The following is an 18,827-nucleotide window of genomic DNA, read 5'->3' on the forward strand; positions in this document are numbered from 1 at the left end:
TCACACCGGCTCCCGGGTCAGGACGACGGCCGTCTGGAACCCGCCGAAGCCGCTGCCGACGGTGAGCACGGTGTCCAGCCCGGTCTCCCGGGCGACGTTCGGCACGTAGTCGAGATCGCACTCCGGGTCGGGCTCGTGCAGGTTCGCCGTCGGCGGCACGACCTGGTGCTCCAGCGCCAGCGCGCAGGCCGCGACCTCCAGCGAGCCGATCGCGCCGAGCGAGTGCCCGATCATCGACTTGATCGAGCTGACCGGCACGCGGTAGGCGTGCGCGCCGAGGCTGCGCTTGACCGCGGCGGTCTCGTGCCGGTCGTTCTGCTTGGTGCCCGAACCGTGGGCGTTGACGTAGCCGACGCGCTCGCCGGGCAGGCCGGCGCGGCGAAGCGCGACGTCGATGGCCTCGGCCAGCTCGCGGCCGTCGGGCTTCAGCCCCGTCATGTGGTAGGCGTTCGCCCTGGTGGCGAAGCCGGAGACCGCGCAGTAGACGTGCGCGCCGCGCCGCCGGGCGCTCTCGGCTTCCTCGACGACGAAGACGGCGGCGCCTTCGCCGAGCACGAAACCGTTGCGCGTGCGGTCGAACGGACGGGACGCACGCGCGGCGTCGTCGTTGTCGGGGGACGTGGCCTTGATCGCGTCGAAGCAGGCGACGGTGATCGGCGAGATCGGCGCGTCCGTGGCGCCGGCGAGCATGACGTCGGCCTCGCCGGACTCGATGAGCCCGGCGGCGTGGCCGATCGCGTCGAGCCCGGAGGTGCAGCCGGTGGAGATCGTGGCGACCGGGCCCTGTGCGCCGCAGCGCCAGGCGACTTCGGCCGCGAAACTGCTCGGGACGAGGTACTCGTACAGCTGCGGGGCGGCCTTGGTGGGGTCGACCACCCAGTCGCGGCCCCCCGCGGAGACGGTGAGGTACTCGTTCTCCAGCCCGATGGTGGCGCCGACGGCGCTGCCGATCGTGACGCCGAGCCGGTACGGGTCGAGCGCACCCGGGTCCAGGCCGCTGTCGACCACGGCTTCGTCCGCGCAGACGAGCGCGAACTGCGCCGCGCGGTCGAGGCGCCCGGCCTCCTCGGCGGTCAGGCCGTTGAGCTCGCCCTCGAAGTCGCACTCGGCCGCGATGCGCGAGCGGAACCCGGACGCGTCGAAGGCCGAGATCGGCCGGGTCGCGGTGCGCCCTTCGGTGAGCAACGCCCAGAAGGCCTTGGTGCCGATCCCGCCCGGGGCGACGACGCCGATGCCGGTGATGACCGCGGTCCTCGTCACGGTGCCCCCACGGCCGGCTGGGCCTCGGCCGGCGCCGGCAGCTCCTCGGTGTCGACGTGGCCGAGCTCCGGGCGCGGGGCCAGCGGGCACAGGTGGAACACCGCCTCGGCGGGCTCGCCCGTGTGGTTCTCCACCCGGTGGCGGGCGTTCTTCGGCACGACCAGGCCTTCACCCTGACGCAGGACGTGGGCCGTGCCGTCGACGCGGGCGGTCAGCTCGCCGCGCGTGACGTAGAGGAACTCCTCGGAGTAGGGGTGGTAGTGCTCCGAGACGAACTCGCCCGGACGCAGGGTCAGCACCCCGAGGAAGCCGGTGGTGGCCCCGGCGGTCTTGGGCCCGAGGACGACCCGCAGCTCGCCGCCGCGGCGGCGGTTGGGCTCGGCGTCGGCGTAGGAAGCCACCTTCAGCTGCCCCATCAGGCGGCCCGCCAGCTGTAGAAGCGGTGCGCCATCGCGTCGGCCGGACCGCGCCAGGTCTGCGGGTCGTACGGGGTGATGAACGCGTCGAGCTTGGTGTTGATGTCGGTCCACAAGGGACTCTTGCGCGCCTCGGCGAGCCCTTCGGCCAGCGGCCGTTCGGCCTCGATGAGGTGGAAGTACAGGCCCCGGTAGGAGAACAGCGACCGCGCCGTCACACCCACCGTCGCCGGGAGCTCCCCGGCGTCGGACTCGCCGAATATCCCGGCCACCGATTCCGCCGAATCCGGATCCATGCGTGCCACGATGAGAGTGCGTTCCACCCGTGCCGCCCTTCCTGAAGCGAGTCCCGATGTTTTTCGCGGGCAGGGACGATGCTCGTCGGCCGCATTCGAGAACGGTTCGAACTCCGGTCGCACTTTTGCCGGGGCCGCGTTTTCGCGCGGGCGGCGCGCGGAATTCGCCGCTCAGCCCGCCCGGACCGGTTCGTCCTTCATCGTGGCGAGCACGCGGCGCAGCCAGTCCAGCTCGGCGTGCCCCACGGCGCACAGGTAGTCCAGCTCCATGACGCGCTTGAACTCCAGGTGCGGGCCCGCGGCCGCCAGCTGGGCGGCGTACTCGGCGAGCAGGCCTTCGAGCCGGATGCGGCGCTGCCGCAGCGCCGACACCTGCAGGTCGGCGTCCAGGTTCCCGAGCAGCGACAACGCCGCGCCGAAGGCCGGGATCTCCTCCGGCGTGGTGACCAGGCGGGACAGCTGCGTCGCCATCTCCTCACCGCCGTCGGGGGTGATGCGGTACACCGTCCGCTCCGGGCGGCGCCCCTCCCGGGTGGTCTCGACCGGCTCGATCAGCCCGTCGGCCTGCAGCCGCTCGATGGCCCGGTAGATGCTGCGCGGCAGCCCGGGGACGATGTTGTCCTTGTGCCGCTGGCGGATCAGCCGCAGCATCTCGTACGGGTGCCGGTCGCCCTCGTTGAGAAAGCACAGCACGGTCAATGCGGCGAAATCCCGGGATCGGTTCACGGCACTTCCTTTCCGAAGTATTTCGTTCCGCACTATTTCCCCGGCCGGATCTTTCGGAGCACGGGAAGGCGGACAACGGGAGGAGCGCCGATTCCGCGGGGAATCGGCGCTCCTCGGGCGGGGATTCAGCGGGCCGCGACGGCCACCGCGGGCGCGGCGGGTGCTCCGGTGGCGGGTACGGCGAGCCGGGCGGTCAGCGACCGCCGGGCGAGCACGAGCGCGAGCCCGGAGCCGAGGCCGGCGCCCGCCAGCACGAGGTAGTAGACGGGGCGCGGGAGCACCGCGGACAGGTGCACGAGCTGGCTGCCGATGCCGGCGCCGAAGGCCGAGCACATCCAGTACAGCCCCATCGTGCGCCCGGCGAAGGTCGACGGCGCGACGTCCACCGAAGCGCTGAGGCCGACCGGCGCGAGCACCACCTCGCCGAGGGCGAGCAGCAGGTAGACCGCGATCAGCCACCAGGGTGACACCAGGCCGCCCGCGGCGAGCCCCGACGCGGCGCTCATCAGCAGCATCGACCCCGCGGCGGCGGCCAGCCCGAGAGCGATCTTCACGGGCAGCGAGATGCGCTCGCCCGCGCGGGTCCACAGCACCGCGAGCACCGGCGCGAGCACGAGCATGAACAACGGAGTCGCGGAGGCGAACCAGCCGGCCGGGATCGTGAACCCGCCGAGCCGCCGGTCGGTCGCGTGCTCGGCGAACAGGCTGAGCAGGGAGTTGCCCTGGATGACGAACATCCAGAACAACGCGGTCGCCGCGAGCACCCAGCCGAACGCGGTCACCCGGCTCCGCTGCGGCACGCTCAGCGCGGGACTGCGGCGCAGGACCAGGAAGTAGGCCACCGGCGCGACCAGCGAAAGCAGGCCCATGGCGATCACGACGTGCATCAGGGTGAACGTGCCCGCCAGCACGTCGGCGACCGCCAGCGCGGCGACGACGCCGGCGGAGATCCCCGCGATCAGCGCGGCCTTGCGGCGCTCGGCCGCCGAGGCCGGGTGCCCCGGTTCCCGCCCCAGGTCGCCGAAGGACCGGCTGCCCAGCACGAACTGCGCGACCCCGAAGGCCATGCCGACGCCGGCGGCGGCGAACCCGAGGTGCCAGTCGACGGTCTCCCCCAGGAACCCGGTCACCAGCGGCGCGACCAGTGCGGACAGCTGGATGCTGACGTAGAACAGCGAGAGGGTCGACTCGCGCTGCGCGCTCTGGCCGGGTCCGTGGAACCGGCCGAGCAGCGCGAGCATGTTCGGCTTGAGCAGCCCGGTGCCCGCGGCGATCAGCCCGAGCCCGACCCACGTCGCGGCGGCGGCCGGGACGAGCATGGTGAAGTGCCCGAGCGCGATGCCCGAGCCCCCGATCACCACGGCCCGGCGCTCGCCGAGCACCCGGTCGCCGAGCCAGCCGCCGGGCATGGCGGCCATGAAGACGAGACCGACGTACGCGCCGAAGAGCGCGGCTGCGGTTCCCATCGGCAAGCCGAGCCCGCCGCGGGCGGGTGGGGCCGCGGCGTAGAGCGCGAGGATCGCGATCATGCCGAAGAAGCTGAAGCGTTCCCACATATCCGTGAGGAACAACGTGACGAACCAGCGCGGGCGACCTAGGACCATGCGGCGAGCATGCGGCGGCCGCTTCGAGCACGACTGGAGAAGGACTCGCGGCCTCGCGCGCGCGGCCGGCCACGCGCGCGAGGCCGTCCGGCCGAACCGGACCGCACGCGGACCCGAGTCTTTTTCGAGCGCCCGGTGGTGTTGTTCGGCCCGACGCCCCGAAAGGAGACCGATGTGAGCGGTCCGTCCACTTTGAACGACATCAACCGGCTGGGTATCGCGTTCGCCGAAGCGAAGGTCGTGCTGGCCGCCGTCGAGCTCGGCCTCTTCACCAGGCTGGGGGCCGGGCCCGCGACCCAGGAGGAGCTGTGCGCCGCGCTCGGGCTGCACCCCCGCGCGGCCCGGGACTTCCTGACCGCGTTGACCTGCACCGGGCTCGTGCACCACGAGGACGGCAAGTACGCGGCGAGCCCGGCCGCCGACACCTACCTCGACAAGACCAAGCCGACCTACGGCGGCGCGTTCCTGGAGCGCGCGAACCGGATGATGTACCCGGCGTGGGAGAACCTCTCGGGGCTGCTGCGCACCGGCGAACCGCAGCTGGCCGGCCGCGAAGACCAGGCCGCCGCCTTCGAGAAGATGATGGGCAACCCCGACCACCTGCGGAACTTCCTGCGGATGATGGACGCCGTTTCCGGGCCGCTGGCGCCGGAACTGGCGACGAAGTTCGACTGGAGCGCCCACCGCACGGTGCTCGACGTCGGCGGCGCGCGCGGCAACCTGCTCGCGCAGGTGCTCAAGGCCCACCCGCACCTGACCGGGACGGTGTTCGACCTGCCCCCGATCGAGCCCATGTTCGACGAGCACATCGCCGGCTTCGGGCTGACCGACCGGGCGCGGTTCGCCGGCGGCGACGCGTTCACCACCGAACTGCCCGCGGCCGACGTCGTCGTCACCGGGCACGTCCTGCACGACTGGGGCCCGGCCGAGCGGACCGAACTGGTGCGGCGGATGGCGCGGGCGGTCAACCCGGGCGGTGCGCTGCTGATCTACGACATGCTGCTGGAACCGGCCCCCGCCGACCCGTGGAACACGCTGATCAGCCTCAACATGCAGCTGCTCTCGCCCGGCGGGTCCGAGTACACCCTCGCCGAGTGCCAGGAGTACCTCGCCGCGGCCGGGCTGTCCGATGTGGACACCGTGCGCCTCGGCGACCACGACACCCTCGTCATCGCCCGGAAGCCCGCATGAGCTCCGCACGGGTGCCCGTCCTCGTCGTCGGCGGCGGCCCGGTCGGCCTGTCCACCGCGCTGTTCCTGACCCGGCACGGCATCGCGCCGACACTGGTGGAGCGCCGCGACTCCACGTCGTGGCTGCCGCGCGCACCGGGCATCCAGGCCCGGACGCTGGAGATCTTCGCCGCGGCGGGCATCGAAAAGGAGATCCGCGCGCTCGAGATGGGGGACTCCCACCCGTACTTCGAGGGCGGCATCCTCCGCACCCCGACCCTGGCCGAGATCGGCACCGCCGAGATCGTCGAGTCGCCGTCCCTGGACGGCGCGGAGATCAGCCCGCAGCGGGTGATGGGCTGCGGCCAGGACCGCTACGAGCGCGTGCTGGCCGAGGCCGCCCGTGCGGGCGGCGCGACGCTGGAGTTCGGCACCAAGCTCGTCTCCTTCACCGCCGGGGAGGACGGGGTGACCGCCGAGCTGGAGTCCGTCGCCGACGGCACGCGGCGGACGATCGAGGCCGACTACCTCGTCGCCGCCGACGGCGCGAGCAGCTTCGTCCGGCGCACGCTCGGGATCCCCCAGGAGGGCCGGGGCACGGTCTTCCACGCCCTGAGCATCTACTTCCGGGCCCCGCGCCTGGAAAGCGTCATGCACGACCGCAAGTTCATCCTGGCCTACGCCACCAAGGGCCCGACGGTGATGACGTTGTCCCGGCTGCACGGGTGCGACCCGTGGGCCGGCGCCGCGCTGTACGACCCGGCCGAGGAGTCGGCGGCCGACTTCACCGAGGAGCGGTGCGTGCAGGTCGTGCGGGACGCCGCCGGGGTGCCCGACCTCGAAGTCGAGATCGTCGGCACCGTGCCGTGGGAGGGCGCCCAGCGGGTGGCCACCACGTTCCGGTCCGGGCGGGTGCTGCTCGCCGGGGACGCCGCGCACGTCCACCCGCCCGCGGGCGGGTTCGGCGCCAACACCGGCATCCACGACGCGCACAACCTGGCGTGGAAGCTCGCGGCCGTCCTGCGCGGCTGGGGCGGGGAACGGCTGCTCGACAGCTACGACGCCGAACGCCGTCCACTGGGGACGGCCATGGCCGACCAGGCGTTGCTGCGCAACCGGATCCGGCACGGCCACGCCTCGGAAGCGGACCGGGCCCGGATGGTCGACGACATCATCGTCACCCTCGGCTACCGGTACGCGTCGTCGGCGATCGCGGTCGAGGACGACGACGCCCCGGTGCTCACGCCGCGCCTGGAGCTGACCGGCCAGCCCGGCACCCGGGCCCCGCACGTGTGGCTCCGCCGCGACGGCAAGCGCGTTTCGACGGTCGAGCTGTTCTTCGGCTCGTACGTGCTGCTCGCCGGCCCCGACGGCGAGAAGTGGCACGACGCGGCCACGGTGGTCGCCACGGAGACCTCGGTGCCGTTGCGCTCGTTCCGGATCGGCCGTGAGCTGGTGGAGGACGAGGGCGCGGACTGGGCGAAGGCCTACGGGGTCGCGCCGGACGGTGCGGTGCTGGTGCGCCCGGACGGGTTCGTCGCGTGGCGCACGACGGAGGCCGGGCAGGACCCGAAGGCCACCCTGCACGCGCTGCTGGAATCCCTGGTCTGACCGTTCCGCGGGGGGGTACCGGCGCCGTCGCGGCAGCTCCCGCAGCGGCCACCGTGCCGCCCGGAAGCCCCCCGATGAGCCTCGCGCTGGGCCGGCACCCGAGCGCCCCAATGTGGCCTTCGGTGCGTCAGACGCACCGAAGGCCGCCTTGGGTACGTCTGACGCACCCAAGGCCGCCTTGGGGCGCTTGGGGCGAGGGACGGGACTCAGCCGATCGGGCCCGAACCTCCCCGGCCAACCCCGAACAACTGAAGCGCCTTCGCCGCAAGATTCCGGCGAAGGCGCTTCAGTGTGTTCAGCGATGTATCAGACCGTCACCGGCTCCCGGCAGTGCAGTGCCGCCAGCACGTCGCCCAGATCCTCCGGCGTGAAGCCGGATTCCCTGCGCCAGGCCACGAACCCGTCCGGACGGACCAGCAGCGCGCCGGTTCCGGTGATGCCGTGGCGGGCCTGCTGGGTGCCTTCGAGCACGAACGAGCGGAGTCCGGTGTCCACCGCCGTGCCGGTGAGCAGGACGTACTCGCGGCCGTAGCGGTCGAGGGTGGACCCGCCGCCGAGCGGCACGTGCGGCGCCCGCGTGCCCGGCTGTCCGGTCAGCTCCGCGGGCTCCAGCGCCACCGGTCCGTCGCCGTCGGCGAACGGGCCCGGGTAGCGGTACCCGAACACCGCGGCGTCGTAGGGCACCAGTGCGTGCCCGGCGGGCGCGGCCACCTTGGCCCCGCCCCGCGCGTTCATCAGCAGCAGCGCCTGCCCCAGCGTGAACTCCGCGACCGGACGGCGCTCGGCGTCGTAGGTGTCCAGCAGCGCCTCCCCCGCCCGGCCGCTCAGCACGTGCGCGAGCTTCCAGGCCAGGTTGTGCGCGTCCTGGATGCCGGTGCCGGCGCCGAACGCGCCGGTCGGCGGCATGACGTGCGCGGCGTCGCCGACGAGGAACACCCGCCCGGCGCGGTAGGTGTCCGCGACGAGCGCGCCGACTTCGTAGCCGAGCACCCGCACGCCGTTCTCCAGCTGCGGGACGAGCGAGACCGGCAGGTCCGGCACGCCGGTCGCGGCCCGGATCGCGGCCACGCAGCGCTCGTCACCGAAGTCCTCGATGCGCTCGCCGCGCTCGGGGAAGTACGGGGTGTTGAACACCCAGCGCCGGTCGCCGCCGTGCGGGAACAGCACCGTGCCCTCGGCGGGCGTGGTGAGGTGGCACGACGCGACGAACCGGCCGTTCGCCGGGTCGTGGCGACCGCGCATCGGCCCGGACAGGTCGGCGTCGAAGACCATGCTCGCGACGTGGCCGATCCGGCCGGGACCGTGCCGGCCGATGCCGAGCAGCGACCGCACGGTGCTGCCGTTGCCGTCGGCGCCGATCACGTAGGCGGCCCGGATCGCGCGTTCGCCATCCACAGTGGACACGGTGGCGGTGACGCCGGCTTCGTCTTGCTCGAGGCCGGTGAGCCGGTGCCCGAACCGCACGTCCGCGCCGAGCTCCTCGGCCCGCTCCCGCAGCACGCGCTCCAGCCGGTCCTGGTCGATCATCCCCCAGCCGGACGGGCTGACCTCGGCACCGCCACCCGCGTCGGCGGGCGGTCGCTGTTCGGTGCGGCTGAGCTCCTCGCCGGCCAGGGTCACCGCGCGCAGGAGGTACACCGAGGGCAGTTCGCTCACGTAGCCGCCGCTGTCGGTGACCGCGGACGCGAGACCGACCTGGCGGAGCAGCTCCGCCGTCCGGGGGTTGATGCTGCGGGCCCGCGGGTGGATCAGCGTCCCGGAATGCCGCTCCACCACGGCGGTGCGCACGCCGAGCCAGGAGAGGAAGGTGGCGGCGGCGAGCCCGGTCAGCCCGCCGCCGGCCACCAGGACGTCCACAGTGGTCGGCTTCACCGCGGGGCCTCGAGCAACGCGTGCCGCAGCTGCCGGGTCAGCTGGTCGGTGACCCCGAGCGCGGCGAGGTAGTTCGGGAACGACCCGTAGTCGAGGTTGACCTGGTCGTAGGCCGCGTCGAGGTAGGCGCCCGTGGTGCCGGAGGACAGCAGGTAGTCCTGGCGGATCACGTCGTCGGGCACCCCGAGCACCTTCAGCAGGAGCACCGTCATCCAGCCGGTGCGGTGGTTGCCGCCGGTGCAGTGGTAGAGGACCGGCCGCTGGCGGGCGTCGGCGATGTGGGTCAGCGCGTCGACGAACTGGTGACCCAGGTTCGGGTTCGACACCAGCAGCCGGTAGTTGTCCATGATCAGGTCGCCGGTGGACGGCGGGGTCTTCGGGTCCGGCGGCACCGCCTGGTCCGGGTCGCCGACCGGCTCCGCGACGTGCGTGACGCCGGCCGGGATCGGGTCCGGGCCCTCCGCAGTCGCTTCCGCGGTCGAGCGGAAGTCCACGTCCTCCCTGATCCCCAGGCCGGCGAGCTCGTCACGGCCGGTCGCGGTGGCGGGCGTCAGCCGCGCGGTGCGGAAGATCGTGCCCCACCGGATGCGCAGCCCGTCCGCGGCCGGGTAGCCGCCTAGATCGCGGGCGTTCTTGACGCCGTCGAGGTCGACCAGCTTCGCGGCCACTCCCTCGCCGAGTCTCGCCCCGCCGGGCACGATGACGAAGTACCAACGGGACATCGGCGCCAGGCCGGTCACGGTCACCGCCCCCGTGGCGTCCTTCGCGACCAGCACGCCGTCCTGGGCCTTTTCGATCGGGTGGGTGGCGGCGTACACCGACGCCGAGCGGACGTCGTTCGCGGGTGACCAGCTCAGCTGGTAGCTGCCGTCGGCGGCCCGCACCGCCGTGGCACCGGCGATCGGCAGCGTCCGCGGAGCACAGGCGAGCGCGGAAGCACCGCCGGTCAGGACGGCGGTGGCGGTGAAGACGGCCGTCACCACCCCACCTCGCCGCAGGGACAAGCGCAACATAACGGTCTTCTTCCTCTGGATGGATACACGAGCGGGACACGCGCGCGGCCCCAGGCTCGTCACCACCGGTCGAAGCGCGTTGGGACCCGGCTCGACGACCCGGCCGGGAGTCCCAGCCGGGTCCCAACGAGGTTCGAGTCCACGCACCGACCATGCGGGGCGAAGCTGCCACCGGAAGACTGGAGACCGGCATGCGGATCGGGGTCGGCCTGCCCGCGATGGTTCCGGGCACCCGCGGCGCGGACCTGCTCGGCTGGGCCGTGACGGCCGAGGCGAGGGGCTTCTCGACGCTCGGGGTGCTCGACCGGATCGTCTACCCGAACCACGAGCCGCTCACCACGCTGGCGGTCGCGGCCGGAGCGACGCACCGGATCCGCCTGTCCACGACGGTGCTGCTCGGCGCGACCCGCAACCCGGTCGTGCTGGCCAAGCAGGCGGCGACCCTGCAGGAGCTGTCCGGCGGGCGGCTGGAGCTCGGGCTCGCCGCGGGCGGGCGGCGCGACGACTTCGACGTCACCGGCACGTCGTTCACCCGGCGCGGCCGGAACCTGGACGAGCTCATCAGCACCCTGCGCCGGACCTGGCGCGACGGCGAAATCGGCCCCGCCCCCGCGACGCCTCCGCCGGTGCTGCTCGGCGGGCACTCCGAGGCGGCGATGCGGCGGGCCGCCGCGAGCGCGGACGGGTGGATCTCCGGCAGCGGCTCGGCCGAGCCGTACGCCGACCGGCTCACCCGGCTGCGCAAGGCCTGGGCCGAGGCCGGCCGCACCGACGAACCCCGGCTGGTCGCGCTGGCCTACTTCGCGCTCGGACCGGACGGGAGCACGCTGGCCCGGGCCTACCTCGGCGGGTGCTACCGCGGAATGGGCCGCTACGCCGAGCGGGTCATCGGCGAAACGCTGCTCACGCCGGAGGCGCTCGCCCGCACCGCCGCCGAATACGCCGACGCCGGCTGCCAGGAGCTCGTGCTCTTCGCGTGTTCGGCCGAGCTCCGCCAGCTCGACCTGCTCACCGAGGCCCTGTCCGGGGCGGGCCTGCTCGGTGCGGTGCCGTCTTGAGGGCGCTGGTCACCGGGGCGGGCCGCGGCATCGGGCTCGCCGTCTGCCGTCACCTCGCCGACGCCGGCTTCGAGGTCGTCGCGTCGGCGCGGCGCCTCGCCGACGCCGAGGCCGCGGGCACCGGCCGGGCCGTGCGGCTCGACGTCACCGACGCCGGCTCGGTGGCCGCCGCGCTCGAGCAGGCCGGCCCGGTCGACATCCTGGTGAACAACGCCGGGGTGCTCCTCGACGCCGGTGCGCCGCCCGAGTCCGTCCCGCCCGAGCTCGTCGCCGAAACCGTGGCGGTCAACGCGCTCGGCGCGCTGCGCGTGTCCCAGGCCGTGCTGCCGGGCATGTTCGACCGCGGCTGGGGCCGGATCGTCATGGTGTCGAGCGGCACCGGGGCGTTCAGCCACGGCCTGTTCACCGGCGCACCGGCCTACGCGTTGTCCAAGACCGCGCTGAACGCCGTGACCGTGCTGCTCGCGAACTCCGCGCGCGGCCGCGGGGTGCTGGTCAACGCGGTCAACCCCGGCCGGGTGCGCACCCGCATGATGCCCGAGGCCGACGGCGACCCCGCGGCCGCGGCCGCGGACATCGCCTGGGCCGCCACGCTGCCCGACGACGGGCCGACCGGCACCTTCTTCCGTTCCCGCGAACCGATCGATTGGTGAGGATCCCGATGACCGAAGCCGTGACGGCACTGCCCGCGTTCCCCTTCCGCGTGCGCACCCCCGGGGAGGCGCTCGACGAGTACGCGAAACTGCGCGCGGAAGCGGCGGTGACCCGGGTGCGGCTGCCCGGCGGCCACGAAGGCTGGCTCGTCCTGCGCCACGCCGAGGTCCGGACCGTCCTCACCGACCTGCGGTTCAGCAAGGAAGCGATGACCAGGCCGGACGCGCCGAGGCTGATCCCGGTGCACCGCGGCTCGCGGTCGCTGGTGAACCTCGACCCGCCGGACCACACCCGGTTGCGCAAGCTGGCCTCGCGCGAGTTCACCCAGCGGCGGGTCGACACGCTGCGGCCGCGGGTCGAGGAGATCACCGCGGGCCTGGTCGACGCGATGCTGGCCGCCGGGACCACCGCCGACGCGGTGACCGCGCTGGCCCTGCCGCTGCCGATCACGGTGATCTGCGAACTGCTCGGCGTCGAACCCGCCGAGCAGGCGCAGTTCCGGCAGTGGGGCGACAAGGTGCTCACCGTCGGCGGACCGGGCGCGGACGCCGACGCGGCGCGCGAGGCCGCCGGCGCGCTCATGGGCTACCTCACCGGGCTGATCGAGCGCAAGCGCGCCCGGCCGGGCGAGGACCTGCTGACCCGGCTGCTGCAGGCCCAGGAGGACGGCGACTCGCTCGACGACGAGGAACTGCGCACGCTCGCGATGACGATCCTGATCGCCGGCTACCACACGACGGTCAGCGCGGTGTCGCACCTTCTCGTGCACCTGCTGGAAGAACCGGCGCGGTACCAGTCCATCGTGGACGATCCGGGACTGATCGGCACCGCCGTCGAAGAGGCCTTGCGCTACAGCCAGGTCGCCGGCGGGTTCGGTTCGCTGCGGATCGCGCTCGAAGACGTCGAGCTCGGCGGGGTGACGATCCGGGCGGGCGAGCCGGTGATCCCGCTGATCAACTCCGCGAACCGCGACGAATCCGCGTTCGCGGCGGCGGACGAGCTCCGGCTCGACCGCACCGACAACCCGCACCTGGCCTTCGGCGCGGGCATCCACTTCTGCCTCGGTGCCGCCCTCGCCCGGCTGGAACTGCGGGTGCTGCTGGAAACCCTGGTGGCCCGGCGGATCCCGCTCGCGCTGGGCACGCCGGTGGACGAGCTGCGGTGGCACCTCGCGACCGCGTTCCCCCGCCCGGCCGAGCTGCCGATCCGATGGTGACCGCGCCGAGGTTCGGCATCCTGGGCTGCGCCGACATCGCCGCGCGCAAGACGGTTCCGGCGATGGCCACCGCGGGCCTGCCGGTCACCGCGGTGGCGAGCCGGTCGGCGGCGAAGGCGGCGGCCTTCACCACCCGCTTCGGCGGCGAGGCGGTGACCGGCTACGCGGCGCTGCTGGAGCGGCCGGACGTCGACGCGGTGTACATCCCGCTGCCGATCGCGCTGCACCAGGAATGGGCGGAGGCGGCCCTTGAAGCGGGCAAGCACGTGCTGGTGGAGAAAACGGCGACGATCGGGGCGGCCGCGGCCGCGCGGCTGGTCGAGCTCGCGACCGCGCGTGGGCTGGTGGTGATGGAGAACTTCGCGTTCCCCCACCACTCCCAGCACGCCGAGGTGGCCGAGCTGGTGACCAAGGGCGTGGTCGGCGAGCCCCGCCTGGTCACCGCGGACTTCGGCATCCCGCCGACGGCGCCGTCCGGGATCAAGTACTCCGCCGCCCTCGGCGGCGGCTCGCTGCGCGAGACCGGGTGCTACCCGATCCGGGCGTCCTGGCCCTACCTGGGCACCGCCGAGGTGGCCGGCGCGGTGCTCGTGCGCTCCGGCGACGTGGACCTGTCCGGCAGCGCGCTGCTGAGCGACGGGAAGGTGGCGGCCCAGTGCTCGTTCGGGTTCGAGCACGCCTACCGGAACACGATGTCGGTGTGGGGCAGCGAGGGCCGGCTGACGCTGGACTGGGCGTTCACCCCGCCGGCCACGACGCGCCCGGTGCTGCGCCTGGAGTCCCAGGACGTGCGGGAAGAGCGGACTCTCCCGGCGGACGACCAGTTCCGCAACGTCCTGCGGCACTTCGCGAGCCTGATCGGCGACCCCGCCGGACGCGCCCTCGAGTACGAAACGCTGCTCACCCAGGCCCGGCTGCTCGACGAGGTCGTCGCCCGGGCGTCGTGAACCCGCCGGTGCGCTGAGGTCGTGGGTGGCGAGCGGACGCCCGCCACCCACGACACCGGCGTCAGGCCGTGGCCACGAAGGACATGAAGTGCGGGTGCACGTCCAGCTCCAGCACCTCGGTGAACACCTCGTTCAGGATGGCGGTGCCTTCCGCGCTGGTCAGCAGCTGCGTCCGGTACGCGCCGGTCTTCATCCGCCCGCCCGAGGCGCGGATGACCACCGCCGTGCTGAAGAACGCCGCCGTGCGGCGGAGGTGGTTGAGCGTGCCGTAGCGCTTGCGCTCGAAGTCGTGGAAGTTGTCGCCCGTCCAGAGGTTCCCGACGAAGATCCCGCCCGGCGCCATGAACGTCTTGAGCCGCTCCAGCACTTGGCGGACGTCGCCGAGGTGGTGGATCGCGTCGACGCACATCACCAGGTCCGCGGTGCCGAGGTCGTGCTCGGCCCAGAAGTCGCCCAGCACGAGGTTGAGGTCCTCGTGCTGCACGCGGCCGCGTACGATCTCGAGGCCCTGCTTGGAGATGTCGAGCGCGGTGATGCTCTTCGCCGCGGTGCGGGTCGCCGCGAGACCGGTGAACTCACCGGTGCCGCAGGCGAATTCGAGCACCCGCCCGGTGTCGGCGCCGTACTTTTCGAGGTACTTGCCGATGGTGTCCTTCTGGCTGAGGAAGTGCTCGCGCAGCAGCGGGTGCTGCTCCGCCGCCGCCCGGTCCCAGAACCGCGCCGCCCAGTACTTCCGGCCGTCCGGCGGCACGTTGTCGAGCAGTACCTTGCCGGAACGGGCGAGCATTTCAGCTAACATTCGGTCCCTCGCTCTGCAGTCGGGTTACTCCGGAACAGCCTGGTCAGATCGTCTCGAAAATCGTTTGGAGCTCGTTGACCCCGGCGGTGACGGCCGCGCCGGCGAGCCACGACCGCCAGGTCGCCGCCACGCCTTCCTTCAGCGACGTCTCGGGCCGCCAGCCCAGCACCCGCTCGGCCGCGCCGACGTCGAGCCAGACGTCCTGCCGGTCGAACAGCCGGCTCGGCTGGAACTCCACCCGCAGGTCGAGCGCCACGACCGAGCGCACCACGTCCAGCAGGTCCGACAGCGAGGTGCGCACGCCGGAGCCGATGTTGAGGATCAGGGGTTCCGCGGGCCCGGCGCCCCGCAGCCGCCGCATCACGTCGACGACGTCGTCGACGTAGACGTAGTCGCGGGTCGCGGTGACGTCGCCGATCAGCCGCAGCGGCCGGGAATCCAGCGCGGCGGACAGCCAGTGCGCGAGCACGCCCTGCCCGCGACCGGTCGGCTGGCCCGGGCCGTACACATTGGACATCCGGAGGATCACCGCCGGCAGCTCGCCCGCGTGGCTCAGCAGTTCCTCTTCGAGGGCGATCTTCGCCCGGCCGTAGGCACCCGAGGGCTTCAGCGGCGAGGTTTCCGCGTACGGCGGGGCGAACGCGGGGTCGTACACGGTGCCACCGGAGCTGGTCAGCACCACCGTCGGCGGGTTGTCCCGGCGGCGCAGCCGGTCGAGCAGGGTGCTGAACAGCACGTGGTCGGCCTCGGCCAGCTCCGGATGGGTTTCCCCGAGTGCCGGGTTGATGCTGGACGCGAGGTAGAACACCGTCCCGGCGCCGGCGATCGGGGCGGCCAGCTCGCCGTCGCACAGGAACCTCGACTGCCGCGTGAAGCACGCCGTCCGCACGCGCGCGAGGTCGAGCGTCGCCGAAAGCCGGCGTCCGATGAACCCCGCACTCCCGATCACCACCACCGTGTCGGTAGCGCCGTCCGCGACCACCCGACCAGACATGAGCACCACAGCCTCTCCCCACATCCGCGACCGGACGGCAGGACGGTATGGCGCGCGGGTCCAGCCGCATTCGAGTCCGGGCCGAGCACCGCCGAAGACCGTGGGAAGCCACGAGACGCAGGAGGCGGAATGCGAGTTCTGGTCACGGGCGGCGCCGGGTTCATCGGCCGGAACGTCGTCGAAGCACTGGTGGCCGGCGGGCACGAGGTCCGGGTCCTGGACGCGCTGCTCCCCCACGTGCACCCGGCCGGGTCACCGCCGGAGTTCCCGGACGGCGTCGAGTTCCGGCACGGCGACCTGCGCGACGAGTCCACAGTGGTCTCGGCGCTGCGCGGGGTCGACGCGGTGTGCCACCAGGCCGCGATGGTCGGCCGGGGCAAGGAAATCCGCGACGCGGCGCAGTACGTGACGTGCAACGACCTCGCCACCGCGCGGCTCGTCACCGCCATGACCGAACTGGGCCTCGGCAAGCTGGTGCTCGGGAGTTCGGTGGTGATCTACGGCGACAGCCGGTACGACTGCCCGGTGCACGGCCGGGTCCGGCCCGGCCGCCGTCCGAAGGAAGCCCTCGACGCGGGCCGGTTCGAGGTGACCTGCCCGGAATGCGGCCTGACCGTCGTGGACAGCCCGGTCGAAGAGGACGATCCGCTCGACCCGCCCCGCAACGTCTACGCGGTCACCAAGCTGGCCCAGGAACACCTGGCCGGCGCGTGGGCCCGCGAGACCGGCGGCCAAGCGGTCGCCTTGCGGTACCACAACGTCTACGGGCCCGAGATGCCTCCCGGCAGCCCGTATTCCGGCGTGACGGCCGTCTTCCGCACGGCGGTGGAGCGCGGCACGGCGGCCCGCGTGTTCGAGGACGGCAAGCCGTGCCGCGACTTCATCCACGTCCGCGACATCGCGACGGCCAACGTGGCCGCCCTGACGGCGACGCACCCGGGATTCCGCGCCTTCAACGTGGCCACCGGCGACCCCCGCAGCATCGCGGAGGTGGCGGCCGCCCTGGCCGCGGCGGCCGGAACGCCACCGCCGGTGATCACCGGCGAGTACCGCATCGGCGACGTGCGCCACATCGTGGCCTCACCGAGGCGGATCAAGGCGGAGCTGGGCTGGCTGCCCTCGATCGGCTTCGACGAAGGCATGGCGGAATTCGCCAGGGCCCCGATGCGCGCCCCCGTTCCGGCCTAGTTCTGGGTCGTAGGCGCCTGACCTCGCCCGCGCCGCGTGCCGCGTTGGCTGTCATCCGGGAAGCTCGCCGGCGAGTGCGGAGCGGGACGCGTGCAACGACGCGAGGAGCCGGAGCCGGTCCGCGTCGGCGCTGCCCGGCTCGGCGGTGAAGACCAGCATGACCGGTCCGGGGTTGCCGGGCAGCGGATAGGTGTCCCAGTCCAGGCGGATGTCGCCCACCTCGGGCACCCGGAAGGTCTTGGTACCGCGCACCGACTCGCGGATGTCGTGGCGCGCCCACATCTGCCGGAACTCGGCGCTGCGGATGCTCAGCTCGCCGACGATCGCGGTGGCGCGGGGGTGGGTGGGGTCGGCGGCGACGGCGGCGCGCAGCATGCCGAGGTAGTCCAGCGCCTGCCGTTCCCAGTCCGGACAGCTGCCCCGGCCGGTCCGCGCGTCGTCGAACAGCAGCAGGAGCATGTTGAGCCGGTCCGGTGGGTAGCCGTCCGGGTCGCCGAGCAGCGCCTCGGCCATCGGGTTCCAGTCGAGCAGGTCCAGGTGCCTGCCGAGGACGACCGCCGGCGTGTCGATCACCCGCAGCAGCCGGTGCGTGCGGTCGGGCACCCGCTCCGGCTCGCGGCGCGCCGGGACGGGCGCCGGTCGGCGGGCGGCGTGGCCCAGGGTGAACAGGTGACGGCGTTCCTCGTCGCCGAGGCCGAGCGCGCCGGCGAGCGACGCCAGGACGTCGTCGGACGGGCGGACATCGCGGCCTTGCTCGATCCGCTGGTAGTAGTCGGTGCTCAGCCCGGCCAGCAGCGCCAGCTCCGCACGCCGCAGCCCGGTGACCTTGCGCCGGCCGCCCGGCTCCAGGCCGACGTCACGCGGACGCAACCGGGTGCGCCGGGCGCGCAGGAATTCACCGAGCTCGCGAGCGTAGGGATGCGGACTGCTCATGCCACCAGTGTGGCTCCTCCGCGCGTGCCCAAGGTGGTTCTCGCAGACCCACCGAGTCCGCCCGGACTGCTCCTAACGTCGTCGGCACAGCGCACCGACCCTCCCAGGAGCCACAGATGACCGGATGGACCACCGACCGCATCCCCGCGCAGCACGGCCGCGTCGCCGTCGTGACCGGCGCGAACTCGGGCCTCGGCCTGGTCACCGCCACCGAACTGGCCCGCCACGGCGCGCACGTCGTCCTCGCCGTCCGCGACACCGCCGCCGGCGAGCGAGCCGCCAACCGGATCGACGGCGACACCGAGGTCCGGGAGCTGGACCTGGCCTCGCTGGACTCGGTACGCGCGTTCGCCGCCAAGCTGGCCGCCGCCCACCCCGCGATCGACCTGCTGGTCAACAACGCCGGCGTGGTCCTGCTCGGCCCGCGCCGCACCTCGGCCGACGGCTTCGAGCTGCAGTTCGCCACCAACGTGCTGGGCCACTTCGCCCTGACCGGCCTGCTGCTCGGCAACCTGGCCGCGGCCCACGAGGCCCGGGTGGTCAACCTCAGCTCGATCACCCACCGGAACGCCCACCTCGACTTCGAGGACCTGATGTCCGAACGCGGCTACCGGGCCACCACGGCCTACGGCAGGTCGAAGCTCGCCACCACGATCTTCGGCGTGGAACTGGACCGCCGCCTGCGTGCCGCCGGATCGCCGATCGCCGGCGTGCTGGCCCACCCCGGACTCACCCGCACCAACCTGACTCCGCGTGCCTGGGAACACCGCGGCCGGGCCGGGCGGGTGATCGCGCGGCTCGGCCTGCTGGCCACCCAGCCGGTGGAACGGGGTGCGTTGCCGCAGCTGTACGCCGCGACCGCAGCAGACGTGCGGGGCGGCCAGTTCTTCGGCCCGCGCGGGCTCGGGGAGACCCGCGGCCCCGTCACCGAGGCCCGGCTCAGCCGGGACGCCGCCGACCCCACCATCGGCAGGCGGCTCTGGACCGCGGCCGAGGAACTCACCGGCATCAGCTACCTCTGAACCCGCCACCCCACTGGCCGGCCTGCCGAGGTCATCAGCCGATCGGTGA

At 73.2% G+C, this 18,827-nt stretch carries 18 protein-coding genes; 8 read left to right on the forward strand and 10 right to left on the reverse strand.

From position 1 onward, the window contains the following. The 5 genes from ACLJOU_RS13565 to ACLJOU_RS13585 all read right to left on the reverse strand — a co-directional run bounded on the left by ACLJOU_RS13565 (window position 1) and on the right by ACLJOU_RS13585 (window position 4,302). Entirely contained in the window at window positions 1-1,260 is a 1,260-nt protein-coding gene (locus tag ACLJOU_RS13565) for a beta-ketoacyl-[acyl-carrier-protein] synthase family protein (RefSeq protein WP_410567152.1), read from the reverse strand. Beyond that, window positions 1,257-1,676 carry a cupin domain-containing protein gene (locus tag ACLJOU_RS13570; RefSeq protein ID WP_410567154.1) on the reverse strand — a complete coding sequence of 140 codons (420 nt, stop codon included), beginning with the start codon at window positions 1,674-1,676 and terminating at the stop codon, window positions 1,257-1,259. The genes ACLJOU_RS13565 and ACLJOU_RS13570 overlap by 4 nt, the downstream gene beginning before the upstream one ends. Then, the gene (locus ACLJOU_RS13575; protein ID WP_410567156.1) at window positions 1,676-1,972 is read right to left on the reverse strand and encodes a TcmI family type II polyketide cyclase; all 297 of its coding nucleotides are present in this window, start codon (window positions 1,970-1,972) and stop codon (window positions 1,676-1,678) included. The genes ACLJOU_RS13570 and ACLJOU_RS13575 overlap by 1 nt, the downstream gene beginning before the upstream one ends. A 171-nt stretch (window positions 1,973-2,143) precedes the next feature. Beyond that, window positions 2,144-2,698, reverse strand: coding sequence for a PadR family transcriptional regulator (locus ACLJOU_RS13580; RefSeq protein ID WP_410567158.1), 555 nt, complete (start codon window positions 2,696-2,698; stop codon window positions 2,144-2,146). A 125-nt stretch (window positions 2,699-2,823) separates the two neighbouring features. Continuing rightward, the gene (locus tag ACLJOU_RS13585; RefSeq protein WP_410567160.1) at window positions 2,824-4,302 is read right to left on the reverse strand and encodes a peptide MFS transporter; all 1,479 of its coding nucleotides are present in this window, start codon (window positions 4,300-4,302) and stop codon (window positions 2,824-2,826) included. Window positions 4,303-4,476: 174 nt separating this feature from the next. Here ACLJOU_RS13585 and ACLJOU_RS13590 point away from each other — a divergent pair, with 174 nt between their 5' ends. After that, window positions 4,477-5,493, forward strand: coding sequence for a methyltransferase (locus tag ACLJOU_RS13590; protein ID WP_410567162.1), 1,017 nt, complete (start codon window positions 4,477-4,479; stop codon window positions 5,491-5,493). Next, entirely contained in the window at window positions 5,490-7,082 is a 1,593-nt protein-coding gene (locus tag ACLJOU_RS13595) for an FAD-dependent monooxygenase (protein WP_410567164.1), read from the forward strand. Before ACLJOU_RS13590 ends, ACLJOU_RS13595 begins: the two co-directional genes overlap by 4 nt. Window positions 7,083-7,388: 306 nt before the next feature. Here ACLJOU_RS13595 and ACLJOU_RS13600 read toward each other — a convergent pair whose 3' ends face one another. Next, window positions 7,389-8,954 carry an FAD-dependent oxidoreductase gene (locus ACLJOU_RS13600; RefSeq protein WP_410567166.1) on the reverse strand — a complete coding sequence of 522 codons (1,566 nt, stop codon included), beginning with the start codon at window positions 8,952-8,954 and terminating at the stop codon, window positions 7,389-7,391. Then, a complete protein-coding gene (locus ACLJOU_RS13605; RefSeq protein ID WP_410567168.1) occupies window positions 8,951-9,934 on the reverse strand; it encodes a tyrosine-protein phosphatase in 984 nt (327 codons plus the stop codon). The genes ACLJOU_RS13600 and ACLJOU_RS13605 overlap by 4 nt, the downstream gene beginning before the upstream one ends. Before the next feature lie 224 nt (window positions 9,935-10,158). Here ACLJOU_RS13605 and ACLJOU_RS13610 point away from each other — a divergent pair, with 224 nt between their 5' ends. From ACLJOU_RS13610 to ACLJOU_RS13625, 4 genes are read left to right on the forward strand one after another with little or no spacing between them, the layout of a single operon-like run. After that, a complete protein-coding gene (locus ACLJOU_RS13610) occupies window positions 10,159-11,025 on the forward strand; it encodes an LLM class flavin-dependent oxidoreductase (RefSeq protein ID WP_410567170.1) in 867 nt (288 codons plus the stop codon). After that, window positions 11,022-11,678, forward strand: a complete 657-nt coding sequence (locus ACLJOU_RS13615) for an SDR family NAD(P)-dependent oxidoreductase (RefSeq protein ID WP_410567172.1) — start codon at window positions 11,022-11,024, stop codon at window positions 11,676-11,678. The genes ACLJOU_RS13610 and ACLJOU_RS13615 overlap by 4 nt, the downstream gene beginning before the upstream one ends. Before the next feature lie 8 nt (window positions 11,679-11,686). Further along, complete coding sequence (locus ACLJOU_RS13620) at window positions 11,687-12,895, forward strand: cytochrome P450 (protein WP_410567174.1); 1,209 nt, start codon at window positions 11,687-11,689, stop codon at window positions 12,893-12,895. Next, the gene (locus ACLJOU_RS13625; RefSeq protein WP_410567176.1) at window positions 12,889-13,842 is read left to right on the forward strand and encodes a Gfo/Idh/MocA family protein; all 954 of its coding nucleotides are present in this window, start codon (window positions 12,889-12,891) and stop codon (window positions 13,840-13,842) included. Before ACLJOU_RS13620 ends, ACLJOU_RS13625 begins: the two co-directional genes overlap by 7 nt. 61 nt (window positions 13,843-13,903) lie before the next feature. Here ACLJOU_RS13625 and ACLJOU_RS13630 read toward each other — a convergent pair whose 3' ends face one another. Beyond that, window positions 13,904-14,629: a class I SAM-dependent methyltransferase gene (locus ACLJOU_RS13630; protein ID WP_410567178.1), complete on the reverse strand. Its 726-nt coding sequence runs from the start codon at window positions 14,627-14,629 to the stop codon at window positions 13,904-13,906. 55 nt (window positions 14,630-14,684) lie between these two features. Continuing rightward, window positions 14,685-15,635: an NAD-dependent epimerase/dehydratase family protein gene (locus ACLJOU_RS13635; protein ID WP_410567180.1), complete on the reverse strand. Its 951-nt coding sequence runs from the start codon at window positions 15,633-15,635 to the stop codon at window positions 14,685-14,687. Between the two features lie 129 nt (window positions 15,636-15,764). Between ACLJOU_RS13635 and ACLJOU_RS13640 the strand changes: the two genes are divergently transcribed. Then, window positions 15,765-16,823 (forward strand): NAD-dependent epimerase/dehydratase family protein, encoded by a 1,059-nt coding sequence (locus ACLJOU_RS13640; protein ID WP_410567182.1) that lies wholly within the window; start codon window positions 15,765-15,767, stop codon window positions 16,821-16,823. A gap of 51 nt (window positions 16,824-16,874) precedes the next feature. Here ACLJOU_RS13640 and ACLJOU_RS13645 read toward each other — a convergent pair whose 3' ends face one another. After that, a complete protein-coding gene (locus tag ACLJOU_RS13645) occupies window positions 16,875-17,756 on the reverse strand; it encodes a helix-turn-helix transcriptional regulator (RefSeq protein ID WP_410567184.1) in 882 nt (293 codons plus the stop codon). Window positions 17,757-17,872: 116 nt separating this feature from the next. Between ACLJOU_RS13645 and ACLJOU_RS13650 the strand changes: the two genes are divergently transcribed. Next, entirely contained in the window at window positions 17,873-18,778 is a 906-nt protein-coding gene (locus ACLJOU_RS13650) for an oxidoreductase (protein WP_410567185.1), read from the forward strand. Window positions 18,779-18,827 lie beyond the last annotated feature (49 nt).

Origin of the sequence: Amycolatopsis sp. cmx-4-61 (assembly GCF_046548775.1) — a bacterium.
Classification (GTDB): domain Bacteria; phylum Actinomycetota; class Actinomycetes; order Mycobacteriales; family Pseudonocardiaceae; genus Amycolatopsis.